Raw genomic sequence first — 13,487 nt, 5'->3', positions numbered from 1 at the left:
GGCGCGTAGGTGTCTTAAAGCCCCAAACGCGTGAGCACTCGCTTCACATGATCGAGGGCCTCATCCTGTGACAGCCCGAAGTTCTGATTGAAATACATTCCGTCGCCGATGAGCTGAATCGTCATCGCCAGATCAGCATCGCCGAGGTGGTTGTTGAGAGCGTCGAACCACGCTTCGCGTGTGCGACGCAGAGCCGCCTTGGCGTCCTCGTTCTCGAGAGCGAGACAACCGGCGGCGATGAGGCTGCGGTCCAGGGGAGTGCCGACCTCGGCTGAGGTCTCGAGGTAGTAGTAATGGAGGCGCTCGCCGGCGGCCTTCATCTCCTCGACATCTTGGTCGACCAGCTGGTCGAGGCGTTCCAGGCTGCCTTTGATGAGCTCGGCCTTCGACCCGAAATGATAGAGCAGACCGCCTTTGGAGACTCCGGCCTTCGCAGCTACTGCGTCCAGAGTCGCTCCGGCTGTGCCGTGTTCGTCGAGGAGCGTATCGAAAGCGTCGAGCAGCTTCTCCTTGGTTGCGGTCGGATTGCGTGCCATAGCCATGAGCCTAGTCCATGGCTGTACTTACGAGACGGACGTGTGCCTGGTGTTCTGCCAGCTGGGCATGCATGAGACCGCTCGGATTTCTCGCGCGGCCGGGCCTGTGTCTGCGCAGTACCTGAGCATCTCGGTTGCAGCACGCCAACCGCTTTTCAACTGTACCGTCCAGACGGTACAGTTGATGCCATGACGACGACACTGACTCCACAGCTGCGTGCCGGCCGGCGCGAATGGGCCGGACTCGCGGTGCTCATGATCCCCGTGCTGCTGATCTCGATCGACAACACGGTCCTCGGCTTCGCGATCCCGGCAATCAGCACCGGCCTGCATCCGACGAGCACGCAGCTGCTGTGGATCGTCGACATCTATGCGCTCATGCTCGCCGGTCTGCTGGTGGCCATGGGCAGCCTCGGTGATCGGGTCGGACGTCGCAAGCTGCTCATCATCGGGTCCGTCGGCTTTGGTGCGGCCTCGCTGCTCGCGGCGTTCTCCACCTCCGCCGAGATGCTCATCCTCGCCCGCGCCCTGCTCGGCATTTTCGGCGCTACCCTCATGCCATCGACGCTGTCGCTCATCCGCAACATCTTCGACCATGACAAAGACCGTCGCATCGCGATCGCCACCTGGGCCGCGATGTTCTCCGGTGGTGCCGCACTCGGGCCCATCGTCGGCGGCTTCCTGCTCGAGCACTTCCACTGGAGCTCCGTCTTCTTCATCAACCTGCCGCTCATCGCGCTCTTCATTCCCGCAGCTGCAATTCTGCTGCCCGAATCGCGCGACCCGAACCCCGGCCGCTTCGACCCGTTCTCCATCATCCTGTCGATGCTCGCTCTGGCCCCGCTCGTCTTCGCCATCAAACACAGCATGGCGTCTGGCACCGACTTCCTCTTCTGGCTCAGCTTGTCCGTGGCGATCGTCGCCGGTGCCAGCTTCGTCCTCCGCCAGCTCGCCACATCGAACCCAATGCTCGACGTCCGTCTGTTCACGAACTCCGTGTTCACCTCGGCGGTGGTGTCGAACCTGCTGAGCATCATGGGACTGGCCGGGTTCCTCTACTTCGGCACCCAGCTGCTCCAGCTCGTGCTCGGACTCTCTCCGATCGACGCCGCCCTTGTGCTCATCCCGGGACTCACCACCTCGGTCGCGGCCGGCTACCTTGCGGTGCCGCTCATCGCCCGTTTCGAACCGCGCGTCGTCGTGCCCTGCGCGCTCGCGCTCAACGCGGTCGGCATGGGCATCATCGCCTTCACTTCCGAACACTCCGTGATGGGAATGCTGCTGGCCTTCCTCATTCTCGGCATCGGACTCGGCACCGCCGAGGTCATCACGAACGACCTCATCCTCGCCGCCGTCCCTGCTCACAAGGCCGGAGCTGCCTCGGCGATATCGGAAACCGCGTACGAATTCGGGTCCGTCATGGGCACGACCGTCCTCGGCGGACTCTCGACCTTCATGTACGGATCCGCGCTGCAGTCGGCGATCGGGGACAAAGCGGACAGAGCACAGTTCGATACGCTCGGCTCCGCACTCGAATACGCTTCCGGGCTGAGTGGTGCAGCCGGTGAGCGAATCACCGAGGCGGCCGTGTCAGCCTTCGACTTCGGCGTGCAGTGGGCCGCCGGTGCGGCCGTCGTCCTCGTCCTCATCGCCGCCGTGCTCACGAGCTTCGGTCTCAAGGGCGCCGGGCGACTGCTGCCGGGAGCTGCCGCCAACGCCGAACGCTGAGGCCGGGACGGTTCCTGACCACTGATCCGGCGGAGTTGCCCTACACTCGCAGCCATGAGCTCTCCCTCCCGATCCGCATATGAGCGGGCGCTCGGCGCTCGAGTGGCAGAACTCCACCCGGTCCTCAGGCGATACTTCGCGGTGATCCCTCCCGGCGCGGTGGGTGTCGGTGAAGGTGTCTTCGAATCGTTCGGCACCCAACGGCGGTGGCTGTGGCCCGTCCTCGCAATTGCGAAACGGTGCGGTGTGATCGTGCCGGGTGTGCACCGCGAGGTTCCTTTTCGCGTAGAGAACCGAACGGAAGACGGTGAGCAGACGGCGACGCGGACGATGAAATTCGACGACGGTGATTGGTCGATGGTCGATGCGGTGTCGTTCGTCCCGCGCGGATCCCGATCCGAGGTAGGTGGAGAAGTTCCGTGCGACTCTCAGGGCGGAGTCGTCGACGTGCTGGGGAAGCCGTCCATCGTCGAGGCGGAGTTTGCTGTTGACGTGGTCAATGGGGGATTGCGACTGCGCAGCCGCCGAATCGCGCTACGGGCAGGTGGGTTGCGGCTGCCCATGCCGTTAGTGCTGCGACCGGTCATCGAATTGAGTGAGCGATTCGACGACACCCTCGACCGGCAGAGAGTCGAGCTCAACGTCGACGTACCGCTGATCGGACGTGTCTACGAGTACTCCGGCACTTTCACCTACCGCATCGTGAGCGAATACCTGCGTTCGACGAGGGGCAATTGAGCGATTCGGGCAGTCGGCGAAGGTCGTCAATGCCCTCGATCAAGCAGAAGCGCGGATATCGGGACGTAGACGTCTCGATATCCGCGCTTGGCCTTGAACGGCGGTTATTTGGCTGGCGAACCGCGCTTCGCCTTGAACGACGGCTGGGAGCCGCGCTAGTTCAGAGGTTGACCGACTCCGCGGAGTTCGATGCCTTCGACGTAGCCTGTTTCTGTCGTTTGCGAGCCAGCACTCGGCCGATGCCGGTGTAGACAAGAGCGGCGATGAGCACGACGTAGATGACGATCGTGATCGGCGAGGACACCAGAGTCGACGCATCACCGCCGGAGGCCAGCAGAGAGTCGCGCAGGTTCGATTCGGCCAGGGGGCCGAGCACCATGCCGATCATCAGCGGAGCCAGCGGCACACCGTAGCGCTTGAGCACGAAGCTCAGCACTCCGATGCCCAGCAGGATGAGCAGCTCGAAGGTCGAGGCGGACGTCGCATAGATGCCCAGTCCGCAGAAGACCGCGATGCCGCCGTAGAGGTACGGGTCCGGGATCTTCAACAGCTTCGCCCACAGAGGAGCGAACGGCAGGTTGATGATGAGCAGCACGATCATCGCGACGAAGAAGCTCGCCAGCAGACCCCACACGAGCTCGGGGGAGCGGTCGAAGAGCAGCGGACCGGGCTGGATGCCGTACTGGCGGAAGGCCGCGAGCATGATCGCCGCCGTCGCCGAGATCGGCAGACCCAGAGCCAACAGGGCACCCATGGCGATGCCCGTCGTCGCCGATCCGGCCGCCTCGGGGGCGGCAAGACCACGGATCGCGCCCTTGCCGAACTGCGGATCCTTCCGACGGGAATCGAGCTTGCGCTCCAGGCCGTAGGCCATGAACGTCGGAACATCGGCACCGCCGACAGGAATGACGCCGAAAGGCAGGCCGATCGCTGTTCCACGCAGCCACGCCGGCAGAGCTTCGCCGACTTCCTCGCGGGAGAGGAAAGGCCGACCAGAGGCGTTGATCGTATTGTCCTTGGTCTGACGGCGGATGCGGGAGGCGATGAAGAACACTTCGCCCAGCGCCAGCACACCCACGGTCACCGTGACGAGGGAGACTCCGTCGAAGAGCTCGGGCACGCCGAGGGTGAACCGCTCGGTACCCGAGACCGAGTCGATGCCGATGACGGTGAAGCCGATGCCCAGCACCAGGGCTGTGAGCCCCTTGAGCACCGAATCGGCCACCACCGAGGAGGTGGCGACGAAGGCGAACAGGGCAAGGGCGAAGAACTCGGCCGGGCCGAAGCTTGTTGACAGCTCCGCCAGAGCGGGAGCGACGAAGACGACGAGGCAGCAGGAGATGAACCCGCCGATGAACGCACCGATCGCGGCCGTCGCCAAAGCCTGCGGGGCCCGCCCGGCCTTGGCCATCTTGTGGCCTTCGAACGTCGAGGCGATGGCCGAGGCCTGCCCAGGGGTGTTCATGAGGATGGCCATCGTCGAGTCGCCGAAGAGCCCGCCGAAGTAGACGCCGGCGAACATGATGAACGCACCCGTGGGGTCCAGCGCAAAGGTCATCGGCAGCAGCAGGGCCACGGCCATCGATGAGCCCAGGCCCGGCAGCACGCCGACAGCGGTGCCGAGGAAGCAGCCGACGAGGACCCACAGCAGGTTCATCGGCGTCAGAGCGTGTGTGAACCCTTCGAAGAGGGACATGAGAGCGTCCATATCAGAAGCCACCTCCCAGAATTCCCGAAGGAAGGTTGAGCCCCAGCATCACCGAGAAGGCGATGTAGACCAGGGACGAGAACGTCAGTGCCAGAGTGAGATCGAACAGCGGCTTCTTCGAACCCATCGACCGGGCCACGCACCAGAACAGCAGAGCGGCGGCGATGATCCACCCGGCGAATTCGAGGATGAGCGCGAAGGCCGCGAAGCCGCCCGCACCCCAGGCCAGGGACACGAAGTCGCTGTGCGTGCGGTGCTTCGCATCGGCCTTGCGAGCCGCAGCGAGAGCCTGACGGTCTTCTTCCGGCTCGTCTTCCTCATGAGGGGAGAGCCGCGAGGCCGCAACAGCTGAGGTCACCGGAGTCGAGAACGCCTTGTCCTCCTCGGCCGCGGCCGGCAGCTCGTCGTCGACGTCGACGGGTTCCGGATTGCGGATATAGGCGATGACCAGCAGGATCGTCAGCGCGTATCCGACGAGCATGATGATCGTCGGGAAGAACTGCGGACCGGGTTTGTCCGCGTCCGGGGCGACGTCCATAGTGAGGATGCCGATGAGCAGATAGGTGGAGAATGCTCCCATGATGAGGGGGACGATGAGCCCCGACCGTCCCTGCCACCAGGTGCCCGCGCCGAGGTGGCCCGTCCTGTCCGTGTGCGTTGTCGTCTGTGCGCTCACAGTCCCAACTCCTTCAGCAGCTTCTCCACTCGGGAGGTGTCTTCTTTGACGAATTCGGCGAACTCCTCGCCGGTCTGCCACACATCGGTCCACTTGTTCCGATCGAGGGCGTCCTTCCAGGCCGCACTGTCACGAGTCTTCTGCAGGATCTCGAGAAGCTGAGCGGAGTCGTCAATGTTGATGTCCGGTGCTCCGAGCCAGCCGCGCCAGTTCGTCAGCGTGACCTCGTATCCCTGTTCGGACATGGTCGGCACGTCGTCGAAGCCCTCGATGCGTTGGGGCGCGGCCACGCCGATGGCTTTGACACGTCCGGCCTCGATCTGGTCGGAGACCTCGTTGAAGCCGCACGAGGCGAAGTCGGTGGTGCCCGAGAGCAGAGTCTGGATGGCTTCACCGCCGCCGGACTTCGGAATGTAGGTGATGTCGGAGGCGGGGATCTTGCCGAGCAGAGCAAGCTGCGCAATGGTCAGGTGGTCGACCGAGCCGGCCGAACCGCCCGTCCACACGAATCCCTTCGGGTCCTTCTTCCACGCGCCGATGACATCGTCGATCGTATTGTGCGGGGAATCCGCTGCGGCGATGAGCACGTCATAGTCCTCGGCCACGCGGGCGAGCAGAGTCGTGTTGTCGAATCCGACCGGCGACTTATTCAGCGCGATCCCGCCGACCATAGCGGTGCCGGTGGCGAGGATCGTGTCCGACTGGCCGTGCATGGTCGAGAATTTGCCGAGGCCGATGGTGCCGCCGGCGCCCGGGATGTTGACGACCTGGGCATTGTTGGCTAGCCGGTCGACGCGCATGGCCTGTTGGGTCTCGCGGGCGAATCCGTCCCAGCCGCCGCCGGCGCCGGCCGGAGCGATGAGGGTGAGATTCGATGACAGGTCACCCTTCGCCGAGGCGGCCCTGACCGAGTAGGTCGTCGCCGTTCCGATCGCCGCCAAGGCGATCGCCCCGTAGGCGATGCGACCGAAGGTTCGTCGCGAGGGATGGGAGGATTCCGACACGGAATCCCCGGGAGGTGGCGCCTTTGGCACGGACTTCTCCTTTGAAGGCAGGTGTGATGTGAGACTCACCTTAGAGGTTCCTGAGTGTCGACTGCGAGGTTGTGCTCACTCTGCGCGTTCTGCTCATTGAGCGCGTTGAGTGCATTCTGCTCAGAATGAGTCGGCGACGATACATCGGTCGGGTCCCGGGGTTTCCGGGCCGGCGGCTAGGCTGACGTCATGAGCGAAACTTCCGGCACAGACTCCGCAGCCTCGACGACCGCGACCCCGGCATCGGCACCGGTGGCGAAGAAGGTCCCGTTCGAGCGCACGCACCACGGCCATACTTTCGTCGACGACTACGAATGGTTGCGTGAGAAGGAGTCGCCCGAGGTCATCGCCCACCTCGAAGCAGAGAACGCCTGGACGAGCGCACAGACCGTTCACCTCGAAGGACTGCAGAACTCGATCTTCACCGAGATCAAGACACGCATCAAAGAAACCGATATGTCCGTGCCCAACCGGCGCGGGAGCTACTGGTACTTCTCTCGCACGAAAGCAGGACTCGACTACGGCATCAGCGTCCGAATCCCCGTCTCGGGTCCCGACGATTGGACTCCGCCGGAGGTCGGCGAAGAGCCTCTGTCCGGCGAAGAGGTCATCTTCGACTCAAACGTCGCCGCCGAAGGCGAGGAGTTCTTCTCACTCGGTACATTCTCGCTGAGCGACGACGGTCGCTGGCTTCTCTACGGTGTCGACACCACCGGCGACGAACGCTATACGCTCCGGCTTCGCGATCTGGCCACGGGAGACGACCTCGCCGACACGGTCGACGGCACCTTCGCAGGAGCCTCCCTCGATCCGAGCGGCCGCTTCGTCTTCTACACCACCGTCGACGACGCCTGGCGACCGGAGAAAGTGTGGCGCCACGTCGTCGGCACCGACAGCAGCGACGACGTGTGCATCTTCCATGAACCCGATGAGCGCTTCTTCGTCGGCTCGGGCTTCTCACGTTCGGGCCGGATGATGTTCGTCGTCACCGGATCGAAGACGACCACCGGATATTGGAGCATCAGCGTCGACGACCTCGAGGCCGAACCGCAGGAGATCTGGCCCCGCGTCGACGGTGTCGAATACAACGTCGAGCACGCCGTCATCGGCGGTGAGGACCGCTTCCTCATCACCCACAACCGCAATCGCGCCGACTTCGAACTCGTCGACGTTCCAGCGGCCGATCCGACCGCCACGGGCCGTCCGGTGCTTGATGACATTGACGATCTGCGCATCGAAGACGTCGACGCCTTCGCCGACTTCATCGTGCTCAGCTACCGTCGCGGCGGCTTTGCGCGCGTCGGCATCATCCGCTTGGGTGATTCCTCCTCTCCGTTCGGACCGCTGCAGGAGCTGCCCTTCGGCCGGGAGACCGGGTCACTCTACGTGGGCAACAACCCCGAGTTCGTGCAGACGAGCATCCGACTGCATTTCACCTCCATGTCGACGCCCGCCGTGATCTATTCCCACAGCGTTGCAGACGGCACTGACACGGTTCTCAAACGTCAGCCCGTTCTCGGCTCCGTCGACCTGGACGCCTACACCGAAACCCTGCTGTGGGCGAAGGCCGAAGATGGCACCGATATCCCGATCTCGGTCGTCTTCCGCAAGGACCTGCACCGATCCGACGGTTACGGCGGTCCCGCCTCGGCGAACGAGGGGGTAGGCGACGGCGGGGATGCGACGAACGGAAGCCCCGCCTCGGCGAAAGTCGAGCCGGCACCGCTGCTCCTCTACGGATACGGGTCTTACGAAGCGAGCATGGACCCGTACTTCTCGGTCTCCCGGCTGTCCCTGCTCGACCGCGGCGTCGTCTTCGCCATCGCCCATGTGCGCGGCGGCGGCGAAATGGGCCGACACTGGTACGACCAGGGCAAGACGACGGCGAAGAAGAACACCTTCACCGACTTCATCGACGTCGCCCGCCACCTCATCGACACCGGGTGGACGAGCCCGGACCGGCTCGTCGCCAGCGGCGGATCGGCCGGCGGCCTGCTCATGGGCGCGATCGCGAACATGGCACCCGAGCTCTTCGCCGGAATCAGCGCCGAAGTGCCGTTCGTCGACGCCCTGACCTCGATCCTCATGCCCGAGCTGCCGCTGACCGTCATCGAATGGGAGGAGTGGGGAGACCCGCTCCATGATCCGCAAGTGTACGAGTACATGCGCTCGTACTCTCCCTACGAAAACGTCACCGAGGCGGCCTACCCGCAGATCTTGGCCGTGACCTCGCTCAACGACACCCGAGTCCTCTACGTCGAACCCGCGAAATGGGTCGCCCGACTCCGTGAAGTCGGTGCGAACGCCCTGCTCAAGACCGAAATGGTCGCCGGGCACGGGGGAGCATCGGGGCGCTATGACGCGTGGAAGGAGATCGCGTTCGAGTACGCGTGGATCCTCGATGTGCTGGGACGATCGGATGTCGAAATAGAGCCCTGAGGGGACGACTGTCGCCGCAGATAACGATACTGGGACGATTGTCTCCAAAACCCGGATTCGGCACCCGGCGTCAGTGCCGGGCCATACAGTGGATATCATCACATTCGACGTGATGCGCGTCATGATCTCAGAACGGTCTGAGTGACGGCGGCGCATCATTCATCTGCATTGCCGTGACTACTCCTTGCGTGCGAGGAGCGGCGGTGTCGAATGCAGAATTCGTGACGGATCCGCACCGGCGGACCGAAATTCCGAAAGGGAGAAGAATGCGTCTCAGGAAAGTGGCCACAGCGATGGTGGCAGTCGGTTCGATTCTTGCGGTTTCGGCCTGCGGAGGCGGCGAAGGCGGTGGCGGTGGCGGCGAGGGCGATTCGTACTCCATCGGCGTCTCTCAGCTCGTACAGCACCCGGCGCTCGACGCTGCGACCGAAGGCTTCAAGAAGTCGTTCGAAGATGCCGGCGTCGACGTCGAATGGGACGTACAGAACGCCCAGGGCGAACAGGCCAACGCGACCTCGATCGCCCAGCAGTTCGCCAACGACGACCTCGACCTCGTGCTCGCCGTCGCCACCCCGGCCGCTCAGGCCGCAGCCCAGGCGATCACCGACAAGCCCGTGCTCTTCACCGCCGTCACCGACGCCGAAGAGGCCGGCCTCGTCGACAGCAACGACAAGCCAGGCGGAAACGTCACCGGCACCTCCGACCTCAACCCGGTCGAAGAGCAGCTCAAGCTGGTCAAGGACGTCAAGCCAGATGCGAAGACCGTCGGCATCGTCTACAGCTCCGGTGAGGTCAACTCGCAGGTTCAGGTCGATCTCGCGAAGAAGGCCGCCAAGGACCTCGACGTGACGATCAAGGAAGCGACGATCGCGAACTCGGGTGAGCTCGCTCAGGCCGTGGATTCGCTCGGCAAGGTCGACGCCTACTATGTGCCCACCGACAACAACGTCGTCTCGGCAGTGTCGACCATGGTCCAGGCAGCAGAGAAGAACAAGGCTCTGCTCGTCGGGTCGGAAGCCGGCCAGGTCGAATCCGGTGCGGCGATCACCCGCGGCATCGACTACACGAAGCTCGGCGAACAGACCGGCGAAATGGCTCTGAAGATCCTCCAGGACGGAAAGAAGCCCGCCGAGTTGCCCGTCGAGACCAGCTCGAACCTCGAACTCGTCGTCAACCCGAAGGCCGCCAAGGCCCAAGGCGTCGAGATTCCGAAGAAGCTCGTCGACGAGGCCGACAAGGTCATCGAGTGATCGGAACCTGCTTCACCCCGTGACCCGGTGCCCGGAGTCATCGACTCCCCGACGGCACCGACGTCACCGGCCCCGAGGCCGTCGGCACTGAAACCGACGGCCTCGGGGCCACCACGAACCACACACCAGAAATGAACGGAAACCCATGTTCGGAGCATTGGAGCTCGGGCTCATCTACGGCGCGATGGCGCTCGGGGTCTATCTGACCTTCAAGGTCCTCAACTTCCCCGACCTCACCGTCGACGGAAGCTTCACCACGGGCGGCGCCACCGCAGCCTCCCTCATCATCGCCGGGGTCAACCCCTTCCTGGCCACCCTCGCGGCGATCGGCGCCGGACTCATCGCCGGCTACATCACCGGTCTGCTCCACACGAAGGGCGGAATCGACGGACTGCTCGCCGGAATCCTCACCATGATCGGCCTCTGGTCGATCAACCTGCGGATCATGGGGAAGGCGAACCTGCCGCTCCTGCGAGAAGACACCGTGTTCACCCCGCTGCGGGAGAACATGCTCATGGGCACCTGGGCATCGATCGCGATCCTGCTCGTCTTCGCCCTCATCCTCAAGTTCGCCATCGACTGGTTCCTCACCACCGATCTCGGGCTGGCCATCCAGGCCACCGGCAACAACAAAGAGATGATCCGCAGCCTCGGCGTCAACACCGACAACTCGACGATGCTCACCCTGGCACTGTCGAACGGCTTCGTCGCGCTCTGCGGTGCACTCGTCGCCCAGTACCAGGGGTTCTCCGACATCAGCATGGGCATCGGCCTCATCCTCGTCGGACTCGCCTCGGTGATCCTCGGCCAGGCCGTCTTCGGCAGCCGCAACATCTTCATGGCCAGCCTCGGCGCGCTCCTCGGATCGGTCGTCTACCGGCTGATCATCTTCCTCGCCCTGCGCGCGGGCCTGGATACGAACGATATGAAGCTGACGACCGCGCTGCTCGTCGTCATCGCACTGCTGCTGCCTAGGTGGGGCTTCCTCAAACGGATCCCCTCACTGCGCGGACGCGGAAACCGCGCGGCCGCCTCGGTGCCGGCAGGGACCACCGATATGAAGGACCCAGCCGAGATCGCAGACATTCCCGCCGGTGCGACCGGTGCCCGAACCGGGAAGGAGATCTGAGACCCATGCTCAAGATCGACAACATCTCCAAGACCTTCTTCCCGGGCACCGTCAACGAACGCAAGGCACTGCAAGGACTCTCGCTCGAACTCGACGAGTCCGACTTCGTCACCGTCATCGGCTCCAACGGAGCCGGAAAATCGACGCTGCTCAACACCATCTCCGGCCGTCTGCCCATCGACTCCGGTTCGATCACCATCGACGGCGCCGAGGTGTCGCGGATGCCCGAGTACAAACGGGCGAGATACCTGGGCCGCGTCTTCCAGGATCCGATGGCCGGCACCGCTCCGGACCTCACGATCGAGCAGAACCTCTCGCTCGCGCTCAGACGCGGAAAGCCGCGTGGGCTGGGGCGGGGGACCACCTCGGAGCGACGCGAGCACTTCACGGAGGAGCTCGCCACTCTCGAACTCGGACTGGAAAACCGGCTGAAGACGAAGGTCGGGCTGCTCTCCGGCGGTCAGCGGCAGGCGCTCAGCCTGCTCATGGCCGGATTCACCCAGCCGCGGATCCTGCTGCTCGACGAGCACACCGCCGCCCTCGACCCGCAGCGCGCGGCCCTGGTGTCAGCTCTGACGAAGAAGATAGTCGAAGCCGACGGGCTGACCACGCTCATGGTCACCCACAATATGGAGCAGGCCATCGCGCTGGGCAACCGGCTGATCATGATGCACGAGGGACGGATCATCTACCAGGCCTCGGCCGAGGAGAAGAAGGATCTGACCGTCGAGACGCTGCTCGGCGAATTCTCGAAACTCAAGGGAGCGACCCTGGGCGACCGGGCACTGCTGAACTGAACCGAGACTTCGCCGGAAGCCAGGCGAACGCCCGCAGGCAGGCGAACAGTCTGCAGACCGGATGAGAGGGGCGGTTCGCACCGACAGGGTGCGGACCGCCCTCTCTTCCGCACTGGCGTACTTTACCAACCGGTTGGTAAAGTCGAGGCATGGCGAATGATGGACGGATGCGGATTCTCAAGGCGGCGAAGGCTCTGGCCGAATCGCATGATTCGGTGCAGGGGGTGACGATCTCGCTGGAGTCGGTCGCGCAGCAGGCGGGTCTGACGAAGCCGGGCCTGATGTATCACTTCCCGTCTAAGGAAGCGCTCATGCTCGGGCTCGTCGACCATGCCGCAGAAGACTGGGCACGGCGACTGCGCGAGCACACCGGGCGCCCGAGTCAGGAGCTGTCGAGCTTCGAGCGGCACCGTGCCTATGTCACAGTGGCCACCACTGCCGAGGTCTCCCGCGCCGACTATTGGATCTTCTCCGATGCGCTCTACCACCCGAAGCTGTCGCGGGCATGGAGCGAGCACCTCGGTCCGTGGTTCGGCACCACCGGACTCGACGATCGTGCGGTATCTCTGCTGACCGCGGCTCGATTCTGCGCCGACGGTGCGTGGATGTCAGAGGCGACAGGAGTCTTCCCCTCCGAGGACCTCGCCGCCGTGCGCGAGCACGCCCTCGCTCTCATCGACGCCGCTGAGACCTCAACCGATACCGCCGAGGGTGCATCCGACAACACCGAACCGGAGGTGAGCGAATGAATGCGAAACGTCTGCTGCTGCTCGTCATGGCCATCCTCGCCGAGGTGGCCGCCACCCTGATGCTGCGCGCCTCGGTTGCCGATCCGAGGTGGATCCCCGGAGTCGTCGTCCTCTACGCCACAGCCTTCTTCATCCTCGGGCTCACCCAGCGGCTGGGCATGCCGCTCGGAGCCGTCTACGCCACCTGGTCGGCCAGCGGAGTCGCCCTCGTCGCCGTGCTCGGCGTCGTGTTCTTCGGTGAGCTCCTGAGCATCGGCGCCATCATCGGCATCGCCCTCATCATCATTGGGGTCATCCTCGTCGAATCCGGCACTCCCGAGGAATCCGAGACCGTCGACGCGGAGGTGACCGAATGAGCTGGATGTGGTTGGCCCTGTCGATCCTCAGCGAAGTCGCCGGCACCTTGTGCCTGCGCGCCAGCGCCGGACTGCAGCGCAAGATCTGGTTCGTCCCGGTGGCGATCAGCTACACCGCGGCCTTCTTCTTCCTCAGCCGCACCCTCGCCGAGGGCATGCCGCTCGGCGTCGCCTACGGCCTCTGGGCGGCGTGCGGAGTCGCACTGGTCTGTCTGCTCTCTCGAGTGATCTGGAAGGATCCGCTGACGCGGAAGGCGCTCCTCGGGATCGGCTTCATCACCGTCGGCGTCATTCTCGTCGAAATCGGCTGACCCGGTCTTTGCTGGGAATTTATTGTGAAGCCGCAA

The 13,487-nt window shown here is 64.2% G+C and carries 13 protein-coding genes; 9 read left to right on the top strand and 4 right to left on the bottom strand.

Annotation, left to right across the window (positions count from 1 at the left end; genetic code table 11):
• Window positions 1-14 precede the first annotated feature (14 nt).
• Complete coding sequence (locus tag KTJ89_RS17770; protein WP_259358756.1) at window positions 15-536, bottom strand: TetR/AcrR family transcriptional regulator; 522 nt, start codon at window positions 534-536, stop codon at window positions 15-17.
• Between the two features lie 189 nt (window positions 537-725).
• Here KTJ89_RS17770 and KTJ89_RS17765 point away from each other — a divergent pair, with 189 nt between their 5' ends.
• Together KTJ89_RS17765 and KTJ89_RS17760 are read left to right on the top strand one after the other, a co-directional pair.
• Window positions 726-2,264: an MFS transporter gene (locus KTJ89_RS17765; protein WP_259358755.1), complete on the top strand. Its 1,539-nt coding sequence runs from the start codon at window positions 726-728 to the stop codon at window positions 2,262-2,264.
• A gap of 54 nt (window positions 2,265-2,318) precedes the next feature.
• A complete protein-coding gene (locus tag KTJ89_RS17760; RefSeq protein WP_259358754.1) occupies window positions 2,319-3,002 on the top strand; it encodes a DUF4166 domain-containing protein in 684 nt (227 codons plus the stop codon).
• Between the two features lie 160 nt (window positions 3,003-3,162).
• On the opposite strand, the gene KTJ89_RS17755 is transcribed toward KTJ89_RS17760, so the two are convergent.
• The 3 genes from KTJ89_RS17755 to KTJ89_RS17745 are packed head-to-tail and all read right to left on the bottom strand — an operon-like array spanning window position 3,163 to window position 6,420.
• Window positions 3,163-4,710 (bottom strand): tripartite tricarboxylate transporter permease, encoded by a 1,548-nt coding sequence (locus KTJ89_RS17755; RefSeq protein WP_139469908.1) that lies wholly within the window; start codon window positions 4,708-4,710, stop codon window positions 3,163-3,165.
• Between the two features lies 1 nt (window position 4,711).
• Complete coding sequence (locus tag KTJ89_RS17750; RefSeq protein WP_172175010.1) at window positions 4,712-5,386, bottom strand: tripartite tricarboxylate transporter TctB family protein; 675 nt, start codon at window positions 5,384-5,386, stop codon at window positions 4,712-4,714.
• Window positions 5,383-6,420: a Bug family tripartite tricarboxylate transporter substrate binding protein gene (locus KTJ89_RS17745; protein ID WP_172175013.1), complete on the bottom strand. Its 1,038-nt coding sequence runs from the start codon at window positions 6,418-6,420 to the stop codon at window positions 5,383-5,385. Before KTJ89_RS17745 ends, KTJ89_RS17750 begins: the two co-directional genes overlap by 4 nt.
• Before the next feature lie 189 nt (window positions 6,421-6,609).
• Here KTJ89_RS17745 and KTJ89_RS17740 point away from each other — a divergent pair, with 189 nt between their 5' ends.
• The 7 genes from KTJ89_RS17740 (at window position 6,610) to KTJ89_RS17710 (ending at window position 13,451) form a co-directional block, all read left to right on the top strand.
• Window positions 6,610-8,859 (top strand): S9 family peptidase, encoded by a 2,250-nt coding sequence (locus tag KTJ89_RS17740; protein WP_259358753.1) that lies wholly within the window; start codon window positions 6,610-6,612, stop codon window positions 8,857-8,859.
• Window positions 8,860-9,125: 266 nt separating this feature from the next.
• Window positions 9,126-10,109, top strand: a complete 984-nt coding sequence (locus tag KTJ89_RS17735) for an ABC transporter substrate-binding protein (RefSeq protein ID WP_259358752.1) — start codon at window positions 9,126-9,128, stop codon at window positions 10,107-10,109.
• A gap of 145 nt (window positions 10,110-10,254) precedes the next feature.
• Window positions 10,255-11,238, top strand: coding sequence for an ABC transporter permease (locus tag KTJ89_RS17730; RefSeq protein ID WP_259358751.1), 984 nt, complete (start codon window positions 10,255-10,257; stop codon window positions 11,236-11,238).
• 5 nt (window positions 11,239-11,243) lie between these two features.
• Window positions 11,244-12,035 carry an ABC transporter ATP-binding protein gene (locus KTJ89_RS17725; RefSeq protein ID WP_259358750.1) on the top strand — a complete coding sequence of 264 codons (792 nt, stop codon included), beginning with the start codon at window positions 11,244-11,246 and terminating at the stop codon, window positions 12,033-12,035.
• 149 nt (window positions 12,036-12,184) lie between these two features.
• Window positions 12,185-12,784, top strand: a complete 600-nt coding sequence (locus KTJ89_RS17720; protein ID WP_259358749.1) for a TetR/AcrR family transcriptional regulator — start codon at window positions 12,185-12,187, stop codon at window positions 12,782-12,784.
• Window positions 12,781-13,140 carry a DMT family transporter gene (locus tag KTJ89_RS17715; RefSeq protein ID WP_172175031.1) on the top strand — a complete coding sequence of 120 codons (360 nt, stop codon included), beginning with the start codon at window positions 12,781-12,783 and terminating at the stop codon, window positions 13,138-13,140. Before KTJ89_RS17720 ends, KTJ89_RS17715 begins: the two co-directional genes overlap by 4 nt.
• Window positions 13,137-13,451, top strand: coding sequence for a DMT family transporter (locus KTJ89_RS17710; RefSeq protein WP_259358748.1), 315 nt, complete (start codon window positions 13,137-13,139; stop codon window positions 13,449-13,451). Before KTJ89_RS17715 ends, KTJ89_RS17710 begins: the two co-directional genes overlap by 4 nt.
• The last annotated feature ends 36 nt before the right edge of the window (window positions 13,452-13,487 follow it).

It is taken from the genome of Brevibacterium sediminis (assembly GCF_024895295.1).
GTDB lineage: Bacteria > Actinomycetota > Actinomycetes > Actinomycetales > Brevibacteriaceae > Brevibacterium > Brevibacterium sediminis.
This window is presented reverse-complemented; position numbering and strand designations above follow the sequence as displayed.

Coding starts and splice junctions, on each gene's coding strand:
- KTJ89_RS17770 (WP_259358756.1), bottom strand. CDS start 536: ATGGCACGCAATCCGACCGCAACCAAGGAGAAGCTGCTCGACGCTTTC.
- KTJ89_RS17765 (WP_259358755.1), top strand. CDS start 726: ATGACGACGACACTGACTCCACAGCTGCGTGCCGGCCGGCGCGAATGG.
- KTJ89_RS17760 (WP_259358754.1), top strand. CDS start 2,319: ATGAGCTCTCCCTCCCGATCCGCATATGAGCGGGCGCTCGGCGCTCGA.
- KTJ89_RS17755 (WP_139469908.1), bottom strand. CDS start 4,710: ATGGACGCTCTCATGTCCCTCTTCGAAGGGTTCACACACGCTCTGACG.
- KTJ89_RS17740 (WP_259358753.1), top strand. CDS start 6,610: ATGAGCGAAACTTCCGGCACAGACTCCGCAGCCTCGACGACCGCGACC.
- KTJ89_RS17735 (WP_259358752.1), top strand. CDS start 9,126: ATGCGTCTCAGGAAAGTGGCCACAGCGATGGTGGCAGTCGGTTCGATT.
- KTJ89_RS17730 (WP_259358751.1), top strand. CDS start 10,255: ATGTTCGGAGCATTGGAGCTCGGGCTCATCTACGGCGCGATGGCGCTC.
- KTJ89_RS17725 (WP_259358750.1), top strand. CDS start 11,244: ATGCTCAAGATCGACAACATCTCCAAGACCTTCTTCCCGGGCACCGTC.
- KTJ89_RS17720 (WP_259358749.1), top strand. CDS start 12,185: ATGGCGAATGATGGACGGATGCGGATTCTCAAGGCGGCGAAGGCTCTG.
- KTJ89_RS17715 (WP_172175031.1), top strand. CDS start 12,781: ATGAATGCGAAACGTCTGCTGCTGCTCGTCATGGCCATCCTCGCCGAG.
- KTJ89_RS17710 (WP_259358748.1), top strand. CDS start 13,137: ATGAGCTGGATGTGGTTGGCCCTGTCGATCCTCAGCGAAGTCGCCGGC.